Origin of the sequence: Fontibacillus panacisegetis, assembly GCF_900102215.1 — a bacterium.
Taxonomy (GTDB): Bacteria; Bacillota; Bacilli; order Paenibacillales; family Paenibacillaceae; genus Fontibacillus; species Fontibacillus panacisegetis.
The window spans coordinates 269,201-285,781 of the sequence record NZ_FNBG01000001.1; the positions used below are offsets into that span (position 1 = coordinate 269,201).

15 protein-coding genes and 1 riboswitch are annotated in these 16,581 nt (G+C 42.6%); of the genes, 4 read left to right on the forward strand and 11 right to left on the reverse strand.

The window, feature by feature from the left end; all coding sequences use genetic code 11:
- Positions 1–79 precede the first annotated feature (79 nt).
- Positions 80–280: riboswitch (cobalamin riboswitch) on the reverse strand.
- A 236-nt stretch (positions 281–516) separates the two neighbouring features.
- Positions 517–2,685, forward strand: a complete 2,169-nt coding sequence (locus BLS49_RS01240) for a YhgE/Pip domain-containing protein (RefSeq protein ID WP_091226029.1) — start codon at positions 517–519, stop codon at positions 2,683–2,685.
- Positions 2,686–2,688: 3 nt separating this feature from the next.
- Here BLS49_RS01240 and hrpB read toward each other — a convergent pair whose 3' ends face one another.
- The 9 genes from hrpB to BLS49_RS01285 all read right to left on the reverse strand — a co-directional run bounded on the left by hrpB (position 2,689) and on the right by BLS49_RS01285 (position 13,086).
- Positions 2,689–5,238 carry an ATP-dependent helicase HrpB gene (gene hrpB, locus BLS49_RS01245; protein WP_091226031.1) on the reverse strand — a complete coding sequence of 850 codons (2,550 nt, stop codon included), beginning with the start codon at positions 5,236–5,238 and terminating at the stop codon, positions 2,689–2,691.
- Positions 5,239–5,445: 207 nt separating this feature from the next.
- Positions 5,446–6,252, reverse strand: a complete 807-nt coding sequence (locus BLS49_RS01250) for an SDR family oxidoreductase (protein ID WP_091226032.1) — start codon at positions 6,250–6,252, stop codon at positions 5,446–5,448.
- Between the two features lie 122 nt (positions 6,253–6,374).
- Positions 6,375–8,612, reverse strand: coding sequence for an ABC transporter permease (locus BLS49_RS01255; RefSeq protein WP_091226034.1), 2,238 nt, complete (start codon positions 8,610–8,612; stop codon positions 6,375–6,377).
- 34 nt (positions 8,613–8,646) lie between these two features.
- Positions 8,647–9,345, reverse strand: coding sequence for an ABC transporter ATP-binding protein (locus BLS49_RS01260; RefSeq protein WP_091226036.1), 699 nt, complete (start codon positions 9,343–9,345; stop codon positions 8,647–8,649).
- On the reverse strand, positions 9,339–9,956 hold the full coding sequence (locus BLS49_RS01265; RefSeq protein WP_175471266.1) for a TetR/AcrR family transcriptional regulator: 618 nt from the start codon (positions 9,954–9,956) through the stop codon (positions 9,339–9,341). The genes BLS49_RS01260 and BLS49_RS01265 overlap by 7 nt, the downstream gene beginning before the upstream one ends.
- A 260-nt stretch (positions 9,957–10,216) precedes the next feature.
- Positions 10,217–10,852 (reverse strand): ABC-2 transporter permease, encoded by a 636-nt coding sequence (locus BLS49_RS01270; protein WP_091226040.1) that lies wholly within the window; start codon positions 10,850–10,852, stop codon positions 10,217–10,219.
- Positions 10,845–11,711: an ABC transporter ATP-binding protein gene (locus tag BLS49_RS01275; protein ID WP_091226042.1), complete on the reverse strand. Its 867-nt coding sequence runs from the start codon at positions 11,709–11,711 to the stop codon at positions 10,845–10,847. Before BLS49_RS01275 ends, BLS49_RS01270 begins: the two co-directional genes overlap by 8 nt.
- Positions 11,708–12,094 (reverse strand): GntR family transcriptional regulator, encoded by a 387-nt coding sequence (locus BLS49_RS01280; RefSeq protein ID WP_091226044.1) that lies wholly within the window; start codon positions 12,092–12,094, stop codon positions 11,708–11,710. The genes BLS49_RS01275 and BLS49_RS01280 overlap by 4 nt, the downstream gene beginning before the upstream one ends.
- A 140-nt stretch (positions 12,095–12,234) precedes the next feature.
- Positions 12,235–13,086 (reverse strand): hypothetical protein, encoded by an 852-nt coding sequence (locus BLS49_RS01285; protein ID WP_091226046.1) that lies wholly within the window; start codon positions 13,084–13,086, stop codon positions 12,235–12,237.
- Between the two features lie 386 nt (positions 13,087–13,472).
- On the opposite strand from BLS49_RS01285, the gene BLS49_RS01290 reads away from it, so the two are divergent.
- Positions 13,473–13,712 (forward strand): hypothetical protein, encoded by a 240-nt coding sequence (locus tag BLS49_RS01290; protein WP_091226048.1) that lies wholly within the window; start codon positions 13,473–13,475, stop codon positions 13,710–13,712.
- Positions 13,713–13,896: 184 nt separating this feature from the next.
- On the opposite strand, the gene BLS49_RS01295 is transcribed toward BLS49_RS01290, so the two are convergent.
- Positions 13,897–14,592 carry an HAD family hydrolase gene (locus tag BLS49_RS01295; protein ID WP_091226050.1) on the reverse strand — a complete coding sequence of 232 codons (696 nt, stop codon included), beginning with the start codon at positions 14,590–14,592 and terminating at the stop codon, positions 13,897–13,899.
- A gap of 183 nt (positions 14,593–14,775) precedes the next feature.
- Between BLS49_RS01295 and BLS49_RS01300 the strand changes: the two genes are divergently transcribed.
- Positions 14,776–15,759, forward strand: a complete 984-nt coding sequence (locus tag BLS49_RS01300; RefSeq protein WP_091226052.1) for a YpdA family putative bacillithiol disulfide reductase — start codon at positions 14,776–14,778, stop codon at positions 15,757–15,759.
- A gap of 69 nt (positions 15,760–15,828) precedes the next feature.
- Positions 15,829–16,281, forward strand: a complete 453-nt coding sequence (locus tag BLS49_RS01305; protein ID WP_091226056.1) for a DUF441 domain-containing protein — start codon at positions 15,829–15,831, stop codon at positions 16,279–16,281.
- A 7-nt stretch (positions 16,282–16,288) separates the two neighbouring features.
- Here the strand turns inward: BLS49_RS01305 and BLS49_RS01310 are convergent, their stop codons facing one another.
- Positions 16,289–16,480 carry a hypothetical protein gene (locus BLS49_RS01310; RefSeq protein WP_091226057.1) on the reverse strand — a complete coding sequence of 64 codons (192 nt, stop codon included), beginning with the start codon at positions 16,478–16,480 and terminating at the stop codon, positions 16,289–16,291.
- Between the last annotated feature and the right edge of the window lie 101 nt (positions 16,481–16,581).

Consider the following 16,581-nt stretch of genomic DNA (forward strand, 5'->3'; position numbering starts at 1 on the left):
CGGGCAAGGCTAAAGAGGACCTTCGGAATCGTTCACGACGGCTTGCATCTTTAACACCTCCCTATCTCCCGTAGGTACATCAGTGCTGTCAGAACAGGCAGGTCTCCTGGCTTCAGAATCATTGTCGTCATGCAGCCTTCCCAGTGTATTAACATACACCAGTGACACTATTGCATCAGACTCCTCTGTTACAGTGGCGGGACCGCGCCGGCGTTGCACCGGACTTCCCTATTAAGTTCTAACCATACTCAGCTAGAACACCTATTCCCACATTATTCAGTTATGAATATATATTCATGTTACTGCATGATCATAAATTATACAATATATTTCTTATTTATTTAGTATGTTTTAATTGTAAGACATTATCAACGTTTCTACAACAGCTTCTTTATTTCATCCTTAATAGCTTCAAATTGCGGGCCAAATGTTCAGTGATTATATTTTCAATTCGTTCGGGATACTACATGGACAAAGCTTATGAGCATGATTATTACGAAATGGAGAACCCATCCCGTGAAAAATATACTGTCGATCTATGCAAAGGATATTAGAGGAATTGTTACGAACTCGGCTGCTGCCATACTTATTACAGGGCTAATCATCCTTCCTTCACTCTACGCCTGGTTCAATATTGAAGCCTCTTGGGACCCATACGGTCAGACGTCCGGAATCAAGGTAGCTGTGGCAAATCAGGATACAGGCGCCGCTGTTAAGGGCCAAGAAATTAAAATCGGGGATGAAATCATAACCTCTCTGAAAGAGAATCATAAAATCGGCTGGGTATTTACTTCCGAGAGCGAAGCTCTAAAAGGAGTAAAGCATGGGGATTACTATGCGGTAATCCTCATCCCCTCCAATTTTTCTGAACGGATCGCAACCGTCCTCACACATCAGCCTGAGAAAGCAGAAATCCTATACTATGTAAACGAAAAAATTAACGCAATCGCTCCTAAAATTACGTCTACCGGAGCCAGCTCTATCATTAACGAAGTGAATCAGAATTTTATTAAAACAGCAAACGGCACCATTTTCCGAATTTTTAACAAACTGGGTGTTGAATTAAAGGAAGAGCTGCCGCTGCTGCTTAAGATGAAAAGCTTGATCCTGCGGCTGGAGGAACTGTTTCCAGAAATCAATCAGGCCGCGGATACAGCAGTATCTGATCTTCATGCAAGCCGCAAAATTGTAGATAAAGTTAAAGAGGAGCTCCCTCATGCTGCCGAACTAGCAAAAAAAGGCCAGCAATTCGCACAGCAAACATCTAAATTTCTAGACCAAAGCGGTGGTGTGATAGACTCCACCGCACCTGCAATCAAGGAAATGCTGCTGCATCTTCAAGTGACCTCCGAAGCCGCAAATCAAATTGGAAATTTGCTGCTAACGGCCATTGATTTATCAAAACAAGATGAGAATAAGCCACTCGCATCCAATTTGCCGGTTAATACTGTAGCAACATTAGCCAACGCTTCAAATACATCAGCTGCTGCTGCATCCCTTTTTCAAAGGCTTGGTAGTGACGCCAATAGTCCTGCTTTAACGAACGTCTCACAAGATCTTAAGCAGGTCAGTGAGCATTTCAAGACAATGTCGACTCTTTTGTCTAATACGATACAGGTTATTGAAACTGCTGAAACCTCTGCAGAAGCCACGTTATCTGATTTCACGAAATTGTCAGCGCAAGTTACCAAAACTTTAGAACAGATCAACGGTAACTTTGATGCAAAAATATTGCCTGCCATCCAAACCGCTTTAACTATTGTCAAGAAGGAAGCAGATCACGCAGGAGCAATTCTTCAATCAGCGATTTCAGACCTTCCAGCCATAGACAAGGTTCTGGTTGATGCTGCTAAAGGGCTAAAGGTCGCTGTAAATGAAGCCGAAATCGTTCGGAGCCATTTACCTGAAGCCGAGAGCAAGCTGACAAATGTAACAAACCGAATTGCCGAATTTGAAAAAGAAGCATCACTACAAGATTTGATTAATCTGCTGACGATTGACTTTGCCAAGGAGAGTGAATTTTTTGCCGAACCTGTCAAGCTCGTAGAAAATGTACTGTACCCTATTCCGAATTACGGGTCAGCCATGTCCCCCTTCTTCACCACGCTATCTCTCTGGGTAGGAGGAATTCTGCTTGTGTCTCTCCTGACGGTACAGGTTTATGGGCTGCAGGAAGGCATGAAAAGCTACCATGTATATTTTGGAAGGTATCTTACATTTTTAACCATAGCTCTGCTTCAGTCACTGGTCGTAACTGTAGGCGATTTGCTATTTCTTAGGGCTTACGCGGCTGATCCGATCCAGTTCGTCTTATTCGGTCTCTTTAACAGCGCAGTGTTCATGCTCATGATCTATACATTCGTCTCTGTATTCGGCAATGTTGGAAAAGCGATGGCTGTCGTACTCCTTGTCCTTCAGTTAGCCGGTTCGGGAGGAACGTTTCCGATTCAGGTGACCCCACCCTTTTTCCAAGCTATTTACCCGTATCTTCCGTTCACATATGCAATAAGTTTAATGCGTGAAGCCGTTGGCGGCAGTGTCCGGGACATCGTAATCCGTGATTTCACCATTCTTCTGATCTACGTAGCAATTACATTGATTCTTGGCGTTGGACTAAAGGGATTTGTAAACAGAATCACGGCTAAATCCGTAGAAAAAGCAAAATCGGGTCATCTGATCCATTAGCCATCACGATTTTTTGGCATCCGGCCGAACCTTTCGGGTTGCAACAGCTTCCATTGGATCATCTGGCCAGTAGTGCTTAGGGTATCTACCTTTTAAATCCTTCTTGACATCAAAATATGTGTTCTTCCAGAAGCTGTTTAGATCTGAAGTAACCTGAACTGGCCTGTTTGCTGGCGAGAGTAAATGTAAAATAATCGAGATACGGCCATAACCAATTCTCGGTGTCTCCAGCATCCCGAACACCTCCTGTAGACGAACTGCTGCATAAGGGGCTTGAGGTCCATCATATTGAACTGGTATTTTGGAGCCGCTTGGAACGTGCAGATGGGTGGGCGCTTCTTCATTAAGCTCCTGCATAAGGCCCCAACCCAGCATATTTTCCAGAATCATAGTTAAGGACAAGCTTTTAAATTCAGACCGCTTACGAAAACCTGTGACATATGGAGCTAGCCATTCCTCAACCGATTCGGCCAAGGCTTCATCTAATACATTAGGCCACTTGTTATCAAGAGTGTGCATAAAGCTGATTCTTGCTTGAAGCTGGCGAGATTTCGTATTCCAGGGCAAGACATCCATGCCGTACTCTTTTACACTATTCAAAAGTGCTTGAACGATCATCTCATCAGAAGGCGCAGGATCAGGCTGATCCTTCATCACAATAGCGCCCAGGCTCACTCTGACTCTGGCTCTTACTGTTCCCGTATCCTCATCCCATACCGCGCTTTTCTCTTCTTTCATCTCTTGCAGGTAATGGGTAGTTAATTGTTTCTCAGCCAGTGGAGCAGCCAGCATGATCCGTCCTTCCACTCCCTCATCATCAACTTCGGCTATCGCCAAAAACTCCTCAACGCTTAAATGCTGCTGCATTCCAAACACAGCCCCTCTTCCGCTTCTGAGCAAATAACGTCCATCCGCTCTGCGACGGGCAATTCGATCAGGATAGGCAAAAGAAACCAGTAACCCGCAGCAGCTCTCCCAGTCACTTTGGCCCTGTACATGATGCTGATCATCTTGATTTACGTAGCTTAAAGCTCTTTCCCACTGCTGGCTTGCTCTAATCATTCGCTGTACATCAGCTCGATCAATATCATTCGGTAAATGGAATCCATCCCGAATTCCTTCCTCACCCTGCAAGCTCATCAAGATCGCAAGCCGACTTCGCAAATCACAATTGCTGCCCGCTGCTCCTCCTTTAAAGAGATCGCGCTCTTCCAGCAGAGCAGCCAATCGGCATGCGGCTGTTCCAAGTCCCAGTTCGCGTCCACGAATCAGCATATGAGCCAGCCTTGGATGCAGGCCAAGACCTGCCATCTGCTTTCCGTGGGTGCTGATCACAAAGGATGATTCCAGCGCCCCCAGCTGTTGCAGTAATTGCACAGCTTGACGGTATGGTGCTTGTGGCGGCAGATCAAGCCATAATAGCTCCTCAGGCTGCGAGACGCCCCACGCCGCCAATTCCAGAGCGAGAGGCGTCAAGTCCGCCTCCAGCTTCTCTGCAGGCGTTCGCTCAGACAGCAGCCGATCCTCGGCTTCGCTCCATAGACGATAACATACGCCTGCTGCAGTACGCCCGGCGCGGCCGCGCCGCTGATCGGCGGAATCGCGAGCAGCCCGCATCGTCACGAGTCGGCTCATCCCGGTGCGCGGAGAAAAAAGCGCGGTCCGCCGAAGACCGCTATCGATGACAACGGTCACGTCTGATACCGTCAGGGACGACTCCGCAATCGAGGTGGCGAGCACCACCTTGCGTTCTCCCGGCGGTGCTGCTTCAATCGCCTGCTGCTGCTCCTTTTGTGACAAAGCTCCGTACAACGGAGTCAACAGTACATTACTTGGCAATCGTCCAGCCAGCTCTCGTTCAACATGGCGAATTTCACGTACGCCAGGCAAAAACACAAGCAGGCTTCCTTCATGCTCACCAAGCGCTCTATGTACAGTTCTCACAACCGCTGATTCCAGCTTTTCCTGTTGTGAAACGTCGACAAAAACGGTATCAACGGGGAAATTTCTCCCCCTGCTTTGTATAACAGGAGCATTTCCTAACATTGCTGAGATCGGAGCTGATTCCAGCGTTGCCGACATCACTACAATCCGCAGGTCTTCTCGTAGCAGCTCCCGACTTTGCAAGGACAACGCGAGCCCTAAATCAGCATGAAGGCTTCGTTCATGGAATTCATCAAACAGCAACAATCCTGTTCCAACCAGAGCAGGATCGTTCTGCAGCATACGTGTTAAAATACCTTCCGTCACAACCGTAATTCGCGTTCTCGGTGATACGCGGCTCTCCGTTCTAATTCGGTAGCCCACAGTCTCCCCAATAGGTTCACCCAGTTGCTTCGCCATATAAGCAGCCGCAGAACGGGCTGCAAGACGACGAGGCTCGAGTAGAATCATACCCTGCCCTTTCATCCACGGTTCATTGAGCAATTCTAGCGGAACACGAGTTGTCTTTCCCGCCCCGGGTTCCGCGGTCAGCACAGCTGCACCGAATGTGCTCAGCGCTTCTTTTAATTCAGGAATCACTTCATCTATGGGCATCAAAGGTCTGGTCATCATAATCTCCCATGTTATTATTATCAGAACAGCAAATAGCATTAATTATTTACTTATAATATTTTATCACACTAAAACCTATTAGATATTGAATCAAAGTATACAGCGATCTCGTCGTTAAATAAAACGCCATCGCTCCGCTTTTCACTCGGTAACGATGGCGTCAAATTTGTGGATGGTATTGAGAACCTCAAGCAGATTTTTCTCTTATAATAATGATTCAGCTCCATCGATAACGATTCGTGCTCCGGTAATATGAGCTGCTTCATGACTGGCAAGAAATGCGACCAGATCAGCAACATGTCTTGGTTGTCCTGGTCCATCCGCCAGAGGCTGTGATCCTTCCGGATACTCCACCGGAATAATAATTTCCTCAAGCTCATCGCTAATTTCTGTACTAGATTCAATATTCGTGGAAATCGAACCTGGACAGATCGTATTTACTCTGATTTTATATTTAGCCAGCTCAAGCGCAGTCATTTTTGCAAATGCAACTTGTCCAGCCTTTGTTGTACTATAAGCAGACATCCCGAATCCAGAGTATCGATCATTTCCGTTGATTGAACTCGTGATGATAATGCTTCCTCCACCACGCTCTTTCATGTAGGGCACTGTAAGCTTAACGGTCAAAAATGTACCGTTCAAGTTGATACGCAGCGTTTTTTCCCATTCCTCCAAGCTCATTTCATCTATGGGTGCTAATGTCCCGTTGATCCCCGCGTTTGCAAATACGATATCAATCCCGCCGAACAAATCCGCCGTCTCTGACACTGCCTTTTCCATTCTGACCGGATCTGATACATCCACATCAAAAGCTTTGGATACCCCATTTGACACATTATTTATAAAATTCTCCGTTTTTTGAGTGCTCTCATTAATCAAATCAAAAAGAGCGACCTTTGCTCCTTCTCTTGCCAGCCTTATCGCCGCTGCTCTTCCAATTCCCGATCCGGCTCCGGTAACAATTGCTGTCTTTCCAAAAAAACGACCATGGCTAATTTGGTTTACCATCATGATTACAGTCACTCCTTTTTCATTGGATAAAATATGAAGATCTCTATACCTTTCTTCAAGATTACCCAAAAAGGAGCTACTTATAATCATCTACCGTAATTATCAAATTTTTTTGAGATAAATTATAACAATATAGTGTTATAGCCTTTTTTTATCAATCGGTAAGTCTTCCGTTTAAAAAAGAATACCACCAAGCTGTACAGTAACATAATAGCAACAAAGGCTAGCAACAATAACCAACCATTTGTGGAGAATGGAATATAATCATTGGTTTGAAGCGATATCAATCGGTGAATTTGATAAGAAATATTAATGGCGAATGGAAGTATTAACAAGTACAAGATGAGAAATATCGGCCTGTATACATCGACTAACAGAGAATTAATTTCACTTGGTTTATAACCTAACAGACGTAATATTGACATATCCTGAGTACGATCCTGAAAATTAAGTAATACGACGATATATAACAGAAGGCAGCCAATTAGTGCGCCAACCAGTTGATTAATAACTGCACTAGAACGATTGGAAACAGCATTACTTTCTAAGACAGCCCGTTTTTCTGTTGTTGTAACGACACTGCTGTTCAGGACACTCTTTAATTCATTGCTCAGTTCACCTGAATGCATATTACTTGGAATTCCGAGGCTCTTGGCTAATGTGGCTTTGTCCAAATACATCGTATTCATGTCACCGTTCAAAGTGATCTCTGCGATATGGGTACTATATTGCTCCCGATCTATGATAAATTCTAGATTATCTCCCTTGCCTATTCCATACATTTCGCTGATACCTTGACTAATTACAACTCCATTTACATCCTTCAGATCGATCACTTCATGCTTCAAATTATACAATTCCAATAACGAACCCCGTGAATCTAACCCTACCATTGCTAAAGGAATTTCACGGTCATCTTGCAAGATATGTACATCCTTATGCAAGTAATACATCCTTGTAGTCCGTAAATTCTCCACATCCTGTTGGTAGCTATCATATGTAGTATCATATTCATAAGTTCTACCAGTGGTTTGTGACTCAATGATCGTACTACTAGACATATATAATGAATAACTCGTAATAAACAGAGTGCTAACAATTAAAATGGTGAGTGCGCTAAGAAATAATGTGTTCCACTTACGTAGAACTACACGAACCGGAAGTCTCCATCGCTGGGGTAACAGGTTAGCCACCTTATTAGCAAAGATTTTCGCCCCACTCATGTTTTGAGCTTTATCTATGTTATTCAATAGTGTATAGGAATCCTGCTTCATAAACTGAATCGCAGCGCCATAAGTTATCAGAACGTTTGCTGCAATCACAATTACCACGCCATAGCAAAAAGAACTGATATTAATACCTCGTGCAAAATGTGGAAAAGAATAGCTACTATTATACATTTGGAGCAAAACAGATGAACCAATATAACCTAATACAAGCCCCCCTAACGCTCCTACAGCAGATATCACGAAAGAGAACCTTATTAATATAGCGCTGATTTGCAGTTTGGTATATCCTAACGCTTTAAAGCAGCCGAACTCTTGTTTATAAAGCAACATAAATCGTTTATAGAACATGTAATACAAGAACAAACTGATCAACCCTAATATGACAAGAAACGTATGCGCAAGTATTTTATTCGAGTCCAGCCCAAGCAGTATTTGCGAATGACTATTTATTTCGTTGGATGTCGCTATATATGAGAAGGATGGATTATTTTTTAGATCAGCTATCTTTGCCTCGAAATGATTACCGTCCTTAACCCTGCCCGCATAATATCGCTCTTCTTTTCCTATATATTGCTCATAGATCTTTGGAGTTACAATAGCAAATGTTGCATGATGATCATCCTGCTGAATATCCCCAAATGGGATAAAGACCTCGTAATCCGGTAAATAAAAAGAACCCGTAATGATGTACGAACGATCCCCCAACACCAAGGACTGTCCGATCTCAAGACCGTTGCTCTGCATAAATTGCGGCAAGAGGGCAATCTCCGACTCCATCAATGGCAATCGACCGGCCACAATGTATGGAAGATCAATTTCATTTGGCCTATTTATAAAAAAATAACTTCGGTTATCCAGAGATATTTTCTTGATACTTCGGGCCTCCACCTCATAATCATGTCTCAGCCCTTCAATAATCTGCACTTCATCCATATCAGTTCGAACTTGAAACCTAAATTGCTCCTTTTGCTGTTCATTTACATAAGTCAGTAGATTCTTAGCATTTCTATCAATCGAGAACTCCACAAAATAATACATAAATGTCGTTAAGATCACCACTAAGAATAAGACCGCAATATATCCCTTATTGGCCAATAAATTTTTATATATTTGCTTCCTGATAGGGTTCATATCATTTCTCCTAAATAGTGCAGCTGGATTACGATTACGCCCAACTCATCTGCTTAACAGATATTGGATTCGTACAAGTCGTGTCACGATAGACCATTCCATCTTTAATCGTAATAACTCGGTCCGCAGTTTTTGCTATTTCATGATTATGAGTAATAAAAATAATGGTTATTCCGTATTGTTGGCGAATCCGGTGTAATAGAGAGATGACCTTCTTACTATTAGCTTCATCCAACGCTCCCGTTGCTTCATCACAATACAGAATACTCGGTTTCTTCATTATGGCTCTAGCAATAGCTACTCGCTGCTGTTGCCCCCCTGATAGCTCACTGGGAAAATGTCTGAGCAGATTCTCAATACCTAATACCTTACTGATTTCATTCAGTTCATAATGTCTTCCAGTATTAGAAATTCCAATATTAATATTTTCTTCTACAGTAAGATGGGAAAGCAGATAATAATTTTGAAAAATAAGTCCAACATCATTTCTGAGAAAGTTCGCTATTTCATTATCATCAAACATCGTTAAATTTTTGCCCTTATATAAGACGCTGCCACTCGTAGGCTTAAGAAGACCTGACATAATGTTCAGCAAGGTAGATTTTCCTGAGCCGCTTGCCCCAATCATAGCTGTAAATGTTCCCTCTTTGATATCGAGAGTAACATTCTTTAATACAACCTCATGCTTTCTGAATTGCTTGGTCACCTTATCGACTGAAAGTATGGTTAGCATTCGCTGTCTCCCCGCATTCCAAATCTATGCTCGAAGCCCATAACAAGAGACTTTAACATCTCTATTTGTCCTTCGATCATGTTGTGTGATACCCCAACGGATACTGTATAAATCCGAATTCCTTCGATTGATAATATGATATGTCTCACGATTTGCTCCGGATCATGGAAACGAACCTCATTGCGTGCAACACCATACTCTAATACTCTTAATAAACTGGTAACAGACCGATCATATTGCTCCTGCAGGAACCGCTTATCCTGCTCGCTCTTATGCGCTAAGAAAAATTCATATGTCGCAGTCATCATACTTTGTTCTGCATGAAATAATTCTGCCTGCTGTTCATCAAAGAAACACTCCATTATTTCCCTGAAACTCTGACTCTCAGCCATCATATGCATAAAATCCAGTTCCATACTCTGCGAGTTCTCCATGAGTAGTGTATAAAATATAGTTTCTGTCGAATCAAAATAAAGGTATAACCCGCCGCGGCTAATCCCACACTCTTCCACAATATCTTGCATTGTAGTAGCATTATAGCCTTTACGTATAAAAACACTAGCAGCTCCTTGCAGGATAAGCTTCCTCTTCCATTTGGCTTTTTGTGTCATAACAACGACCCCCAGTTTTATACTTATTAGGTCAATTAAGAAAAATGACATAAATGTCATAATTATTTTATGACATTGATGTCATTTTTACAACAAAAGAATTTTCATACACTCCCTTTCTGAAAATCAGCTTTTTCACTTATCCACATTACATTTATTACGTTCTCGAAATGTCGATGTCAGTAATAAAATAAAAAAATAGCCCTTAGTCGAGGATAATTTAGTAAATTCTCGATTGGACTATTTTCAGCAAAAACTGCTTAGATATCTCTTTTCTTAAAAATAGCTGTTGAGATCACATAAGATGTTAGTATCGCGACAATAATGGCACCGCCACAAATTACTCCACTTTCTACAGGGTGATTATTGAACCAATCCATGATGATAATGGTTTGTTCTGTTGATAAAATCCCTGTTACTATCCCATTTCCCATCATTACAAAAAGGATCAATACAATGTTTAAAAACTGCCCTCCCTTAGGCCCTATCCAGTAAAAGAGCGGAATGTACAGTGCCATAAACAGCAAACCGGATATAATGCTGCCTACCACCAGCAACGTATGAAAGTACATATTCCCATCTAAATAATATCGAGCCAAGCTGTTCACTAATCCACCCAGTATACCAGCTATGATGAGAAGCGAGCCTGCAGATGCATATTTAGACAACACCAATATTTTTCGTCGAACTGGAAGAGTCCCCAAAAATTGTTGTGACGAAGGCTGCATATCGTTATTGACGACCAGTATCAACAAAAGCATGGGCAAAAAATTGTATAAGAGCAAATTGTCCTTTTGCACGAAACCCGAGAAAATGATCGTATAGATTACGATTAGCCACAGATAACGTTTTAATAGCAATAGGTCCTTTCGCATCAATAAGGATATGCTAGACATGCTTTATTCCTCCTTTTGCGGTGTAATACATGATTTCCTCCAGCGTAGGCGTCTGATACATAACATCATTTCCAAACAGTGATACAACCCGGTCGCGATCCCTACTAAGACCCTCAAAACCAACTCCTGTCTCACGCAGACCTACAAACTCCTTGCGAATATCCCCGTCTAACAGCTCACGACCACCTTTTACAATCAAATACCGATCCAAAACCTCATCTTTAGCTTCTGAAAAAACGAGTTGCCCTCTATTTACAAAGGTAACGTAGTCAGCTACTCGATCCAGATCCGTCGTCAAATGAGTTGAGAACAGAATCGTATTTCGCTCATCTAAAATATAATCCGCAAGCAGCTCCAGCAATTCTCTACGAAACACCGGGTCAAGTCCAGCAGTCGGTTCATCCATAATTAACAACTTAGGATGGTGGGATAACGCTAGTGCGATGGAGAACTTGGTTTTCATCCCTTTAGAGCATTCTTTTATTTTTTTGCGAGCCGGAAGCTCGAATATATCCATGTACTTTAAATAAAGATCCTCATCCCAATTGGAGTAGAATGGTGCTACGATTTTTTTCATCTCTGCCAAAGTTAAATAGTCATAGTAGATATTTTCGTCTGAAATATACCCGATTTGCTCTTTATAATCCGCCCTCTCAGAATCAATAGGCTGGCCTAAAACAGAAATATCTCCCTGATCAGGAATGACCATCCCCATAATCGATTTAATAATCGTGCTTTTTCCTGCCCCATTAGGACCAATTAAGCCCGTAATATAGCCATTCGGCACTTGAAAAGAAACATTGGATAACTTGTAGTTCTTATAGCTTTTGCTCACATTGCGAATTTCCACAGCGTTCATCTGTTATGACCTCCCTCTTTTTCCACCAACCTGATCCATTCAACCAGCTCTTCAACATCGATAGGTATATTACGGCATTCCTCCAGCAATTCCCTGATTTTGTCCTCCAGTAGACGAAGCCTCTGCTCCCGAATAAACTCTTGATTCCCTCCAGATACAAAGGAACCTTTACCTACCACAGAATCGATTAGCCCCTCCTGCTCCAGCTCGTTATAAGCTCTTTTTGTTGTAATGACGCTAATTTGCAAATCTTTGGCGAGCTGCCGAATCGAGGGTAATGGCGTTCCCGGAGTTAATTCTCCCTGCAAAATACTTCCGCGAACTTGCCTTACAATTTGTAGGTATATGGGTTCACCGGAAGACGGAGATAATAAAATATTCATAATTTCCCTCACCTTTACATGTGTAAACTTTGTTTTTAATGTATATATACAATATATACACTTTGATCAAACTATGCAAGTATTTGAGCATAAAAAAAGATGACTCCCATTTCAGGAATCATCACTATTATCATTATAAATTAGCTCACCACTCCGGCACTATCGGGATGCCTTGATCCCGGTGTCACATGGAACCAAGTCTGTAGTATTTCGAGAAATCGCTCCATTGGTGTAGGAGTTGCAATTAACCAGTCTTCATCTTCCTTAGTACTCGTTCGAATCAACCAATTCATATGGTGATTAATAAGAAATCTTGCACTCTGAGTGTCCCATTTGCTTCCATTCCAGGCGTAGAATCTAAGATCTCCCTGTGATAAGCATGTTTTAAGACATTTCGCCAGCGCCATTATAGCTTCTTGATCATCCGGTACATTAGACAATTCCGACAGGATTTGTTCCACATCCAGCTCATCAGAGTGGCTGGCAACCTCCTCAAACTGCCGTTTAGACAGCATCAGCGCAGGCAACTTATCCGGTGTCTGCTTATTCCATTGAATTTTCCCTGCGACCATTCCACTCGCGTTGCATACCTCGCTAATTTCATCAATCCTATGTAGCGAAGGCTCCCGATTGGATCGCTCCATATTTACGATTCGTTCATCTGTAATATGCATAAATTGTTCGATTGTTTCAGTTGCCGTTCTAAACTTCAGCCAGCACGCCTTTTCTGCATTACATGCTGTTTTCAAACTGGAGGACAAATGCAGGGGCATCCCCCATCCTTCCTCGTTGTCATTGATAATGAGGTATCCCTTTGAAATCAGTGACTTTCGAACATCTTCCCATTCTCCCAAATCCGTATCGATCAAAAAGTCGCGGAAAGGGTCATCCACACCCAGCAAGCGGTCGGTTTCCAGCAGGCTTGCCAGAAAATACAATTCTTTTGAATCAAGCATCATCGATTCATTTTCCACAGTATTTGCCATGATCATCCGCTTACCTCCTCCAATAAATGGCATTGGCTCTGGTTTCAACTAGTACTACTTGTTGTAAACCTATTTATTCATCTTTGAATCAGCTAGCTCCTCCATATTGCGGACGGTTTTCATCATACCACTGTTTTCCTATTCTGTATCGATACAAAATATGGTAACTTGTAACAATATACCCAATCAATTAGGAATTGAAGCATATTTTTTTCTAGTAAGTGAAACTTTTTTTAGCTCCCATTCGTATTACTCACAAATAATAAAAAGAGAGATCCCCTCTCTCTTAGCTGTAACAAAACATTTATATAATTATAATGTTATCTTAATCTTTTTTTAAGGATTCTACTTTACAATAAGTAGCATGAGACCACTGTATAGAGGTGATTATGATGAGAATTCTAATTAACTTTCAAAACAATCAAGTTCCTGTCTATTTCGATCTTGAGAGCAAGCAACCTGTTCAGCGTACTTTGAAGCTGCTAACCAGTGCATTGGAAAATAAATTACACACTGGCAAACAAGCATTGAAAAAGTGCCTTAGTACACTGATTAGCATCGAAATTGACGGTTCTGAAGCGATCCTGCACAGTAAGAGCGAGTTCGATTCTCTGGCGCTTTCCCTGTATTAATTAAATTGTAGAATAACTCCCCTTACAAAATATGAGAAAGAGGCTCTTCTAGCGACCAGTCAACTGACTGCTAGAGAGCCTCTTTCTTCTTTAAACTCGTTCTCCTACCAAATAAGCATACTTGTCTCATAGTACCAAACATGTTGCCAAGCTGAGCTGCAACCATTTCAAATTTCATACTGAACTAAATGTCCTGCCGAACCTGGCCTTTTAGCAGTGGGAGCAGCTCATTCAGCTCGTTTATTTCGTTCCATGGTTTTCCGCCTTGCAGATCATCGCTCCATTTATGATTACGATGCAGCCATACCCCGCGGATTCCGACCTGCGCTGCTCCCCAAATGTCGTTTACAGGATGGTCTCCAACGATAATCGCTTCCTCTGCCGATACGCCTAGGCGTTCAAGTGCAGTCCGATAAATGCGTTCATCCGGCTTTTTTATGCCTAGGTCGCCCGATACGGTAATTTCGTCAAAAAAATGACGAAGCTCAAGCAAATCTATTTTCCGATGCTGCAGATGACTGTATCCATTCGTAATAATGCCGAGCTTATATCCATGGCTCTTGCATGCTTCAAGCGTCTCAAGAGAGTAGTTCATCACTTTTGCATGAGACATATAGTTTTTATCATAAAACCCTTTAAGCTCGCCCATATCCAGCTTTCTGGACCATGGAAGATGATCGATCATTTCCTGAAAAAAACCTTCTTTAGGACGATAACCGTCCGCATCCCGCTCAACCATATAGGAAACAATGCGTTCCTGTTCCTCTAGTTCATGTACATTCAGACACTCCTTGACCAGTTGCTTGGCAAATTCCCGAAATGTCCAATCCCGATCCATAAGCGTATTATCCAAATCAAACAAAATCGCTTTACATTCCATCCTAATCTCTCTCCTATTTTTTCTCTTATCTCTTTCCTCTATTGTATAGTAGTCTGTCAAACTCTGACATGAAGCAGAGCACAAGGCAAGGTGCACGTCTGGATATTCTTGTGCATTTGCTGTAGGATGATAATGTTTGAATAACATAATGAAGATGTAATTTGACATTATAGGAGGACTCACATGCAAGACGTTATTATTATTGGAGCTGGCCCATGTGGGCTATCAGCGGCTATTGAATGCCAGCGTCGAGGTTTACATACACTCGTAATTGAAAAAAACTGTATCGTGCATTCCATTTATTCATATCCAACCCATATGCAATTTTTTAGTACACCTGAAATGCTGGAAATCGGAAATATCCCTTTTGTATCACCTAATGAGAAGCCGTTTCGCCATGAGGCTCTTGCCTACTATCGCCGGGTAAGTGATCATTATGGGGTTCAAATCGCTGCATATGAGGAAGCGACTAAAATCGAGCGTCAGCCGGATGGAACATTTATCGTATACTCAAAGACCCGATCTGGGGAACAATGGGAATATGCTACTCATCATGTCGTGATTTCAACCGGATATTTTGATCATCCAAATATGTTAGGCATTCCTGGAGAAGATAGTGAGAAGGTAACGCATTATTTTCAGGAAGCGCATCCTTATGCCGGAATGAAGGTCACTGTAATCGGCGGTAGCAATTCGGCAGTAGACGCAGCTTTGGAGCTAATTCGAGTCGGGGCTGATGTAACGGTTGTATATCGTGGCAAGGATTTGTCTGATAATATCAAGCCTTGGGTAAGACCGATTTTCGATAGTATGGTGAATAGAGGGCGAATCAAGCTTATGTTGTCCTCGCGTGTTATTGATATCAAACCAACAGAAGTCACCGTTGAATACTTGGAGAATCGTAACGTTACCGTTATTGCTAACGATTTTGTGCTCGCCCTAACCGGATTTCGGCCAGATCGCAAGCTGCTGTTCGAAGCTGGTGTTGAGATGACAGATGAAATGGAGAAGCCTGTATTCAACCCTGATACGATGGAGTCAAATGTTCCCGGTCTATATGTGGCTGGCGTCATTGCATCAGGCCGTAACGCCAATGAAGTATTTATAGAAACCGGACGTGGTCATGGAAAAATGATTGCGGAACATATCCTAGCTTTACGACAATAAGCTTAAGCTGTCTCAAAAAATTGCAATTACAATTACATTTAGCTCTTAGGCAAAGTAAGGAGAACTCACATGAACCAGATTGACATTACGTCATTTCTACTATTACTGCTTGCCGCACTAGGTATATTCAGCAATAACATGCCTATCACCCTTGCTATGATCGTACTTCTTTTGCTCCGAGTACTGCATATGCATTACATGTTCCCGTGGCTTGAGAAATACGGTCTAACAATCGGCATTATCGTACTAACAATCGGTGTAATGACCCCCGTAGCAAGCGGGAAAATTTCAATCCAGACCTTATGGTCGTCGTTCCTCCACTGGAAATCACTGCTTGCCATCGGCGTAGGCATTCTCGTCGCTTGGCTTGGCGGGCGCGGAGCAAGCCTGATGAGCAGCCAGCCAACCGTAGTAGCCGGACTCCTCATCGGTACCGTGCTTGGCGTCGCCTTCTTCCGCGGTGTACCAGTCGGTCCGCTGATCGCCGCCGGGATCTTATCCCTGTTGATTGGAAAGATGTAGCACAATGCTAGGTGGAACAACGAGTTACTTCATACTCTGGATGTAAACCATCAAAGTTACCAAACATCGGCCACCAGATCTTTTCCATAAACATTTTCTCACCATGGGCGTGTCCGCGCTCCAGTCTCCCTTTCCGTTCCCCATTCCTTCGGCTTAAATGTTCTGCCAACCACTTACTGTGCTCCTCTTTGAAACCCATCCTTTTCTCCTCCTTCGCATAAAAAAGTCCCGTACCCTCGATTCATTAAAGGGCACGGGACGTTCTTCGTCCTTATTTATCTGTCAGTATAATGCTCACTT

What these genes read in the sequence shown, in the direction of transcription:
- BLS49_RS01265 (WP_175471266.1), bottom strand. Translation starts at nt 9,956, where the DNA reads ATGACACAAAAAGCCAAATGGAAGAGGAAGCTTATCCTGCAAGGAGCT.
- BLS49_RS01260 (WP_091226036.1), bottom strand. Translation starts at nt 9,345, where the DNA reads ATGCTAACCATACTTTCAGTCGATAAGGTGACCAAGCAATTCAGAAAG.
- BLS49_RS01285 (WP_091226046.1), bottom strand. Translation starts at nt 13,086, where the DNA reads ATGATCATGGCAAATACTGTGGAAAATGAATCGATGATGCTTGATTCA.
- BLS49_RS01255 (WP_091226034.1), bottom strand. Translation starts at nt 8,612, where the DNA reads ATGAACCCTATCAGGAAGCAAATATATAAAAATTTATTGGCCAATAAG.
- BLS49_RS01270 (WP_091226040.1), bottom strand. Translation starts at nt 10,852, where the DNA reads ATGTCTAGCATATCCTTATTGATGCGAAAGGACCTATTGCTATTAAAA.
- BLS49_RS01275 (WP_091226042.1), bottom strand. Translation starts at nt 11,711, where the DNA reads ATGAACGCTGTGGAAATTCGCAATGTGAGCAAAAGCTATAAGAACTAC.
- BLS49_RS01290 (WP_091226048.1), top strand. Translation starts at nt 13,473, where the DNA reads ATGAGAATTCTAATTAACTTTCAAAACAATCAAGTTCCTGTCTATTTC.
- BLS49_RS01250 (WP_091226032.1), bottom strand. Translation starts at nt 6,252, where the DNA reads ATGATGGTAAACCAAATTAGCCATGGTCGTTTTTTTGGAAAGACAGCA.
- BLS49_RS01300 (WP_091226052.1), top strand. Translation starts at nt 14,776, where the DNA reads ATGCAAGACGTTATTATTATTGGAGCTGGCCCATGTGGGCTATCAGCG.
- BLS49_RS01310 (WP_091226057.1), bottom strand. Translation starts at nt 16,480, where the DNA reads ATGGGTTTCAAAGAGGAGCACAGTAAGTGGTTGGCAGAACATTTAAGC.
- BLS49_RS01305 (WP_091226056.1), top strand. Translation starts at nt 15,829, where the DNA reads ATGAACCAGATTGACATTACGTCATTTCTACTATTACTGCTTGCCGCA.
- hrpB (WP_091226031.1), bottom strand. Translation starts at nt 5,238, where the DNA reads ATGACCAGACCTTTGATGCCCATAGATGAAGTGATTCCTGAATTAAAA.
- BLS49_RS01295 (WP_091226050.1), bottom strand. Translation starts at nt 14,592, where the DNA reads ATGGAATGTAAAGCGATTTTGTTTGATTTGGATAATACGCTTATGGAT.
- BLS49_RS01280 (WP_091226044.1), bottom strand. Translation starts at nt 12,094, where the DNA reads ATGAATATTTTATTATCTCCGTCTTCCGGTGAACCCATATACCTACAA.